This window comes from Vibrio sp. 1069, from assembly GCF_033340555.1.
This window is the reverse complement of sequence record NZ_JAWOWP010000089.1, coordinates 1-1,154: the sequence shown is the minus strand read 5'-3', so window position 1 is coordinate 1,154 and position 1,154 is coordinate 1. Positions and strand designations below refer to the sequence as shown.

Annotated in this window: 1 protein-coding gene; it reads left to right on the top strand. The window is 50.2% G+C overall.

Annotated features, from left to right (window positions below; all coding sequences use genetic code 11):
• A partial coding sequence (locus R7040_RS24605; protein ID WP_318097292.1) for a Tn3 family transposase occupies window positions 1-1,154 on the top strand: 1,154 nt, incomplete at both ends.

The window sequence follows — 1,154 nt, the reverse complement described above, 5'->3', positions numbered from 1 at the left end:
ATATCCGCAAGCAACAAGAAGCTGCCAACACCTTTGCACAACAAGCAGTGTTCCTGTCCTGGCAGTCAGCCGCGGACAATGTCACGAAAGCGGCAGAGTTACTGCATCTGTTTGTGGATGAGAACATTGATGATAATCAACCCTTCTCAGTAGTCAGACAACAGGCATTGAAGGTCATGAATGACAGGGATATCCAGACCCTCTGCCTTTACCTGAAAAAACAGAAACGGACCGTGGAAGAGTACCAGTGGCAACATTACGATGAACAATGCAATCTCCTGGAGCAACTGTTAAGGCAGGTGTTCTTGTGCCTTGAATGTGAGGCCGGTAAAGGCTCAGAAGCCGTCGTCGCCCAACTTCAACAGATGCAGACGGAAATCGCATTCGGTGGACCACTGAAGACGATGGATACGTCGCTCATCCCGAAAAAGCACCTCCCATGGTTGGTTAAACAGGATAACGTTAACCCGCAACGTTACGAATGGCTGCTCTACCGGCAGTTAACCTCACGACTGAATGGACGCATTTATTTGCCAAATGTTACCAAATACCGCGCACTGGAAGACGACCTGATCCCCCAGACATCGCAGGATACCTTGCTGGCCTCATCAACACTGGACAGACTAAAACAGCCCGCAGAGTTATTGTTACAGGAGAAACAACACCGGCTGGAAAGTGCACTCAAAGACGTTGCTCTCCATATTGATGAGGGAGACAATCGAAATGTGATCATGAAAAATCGTACCGGTACCCGCTGGCGTCTGCCGACCAAAAGCGCTACATCTCTGGTCAACAATCCCTTTTTTAAGCGAATGCAACCGGTCGGTATCGCGGATGTACTGCGGTATGTAGAGCGCGAAACCGGGTTCATGAAATGTCTGACTCATGTACTTCCGATACAAAAACAAGGGTTCACTCATCAGGATGATTTACTGGCCATTCTGATTGCCAACGCCACTCACCGTGGTGTGTATGGCATGGCGCAGATCTCCGATCGAAGCTATGAACACCTGAGTACGGTGCAGGCCAACTATATCCGGCCTGAAACGCTGCATGACGCCAGCGACGTGATCAATAATGCGGTTGCAGCGCTACCCATCTTCCGCCACTACCATATTCAGGAGGACCAGCTGCATGCCAGTGCGGATGGTCAG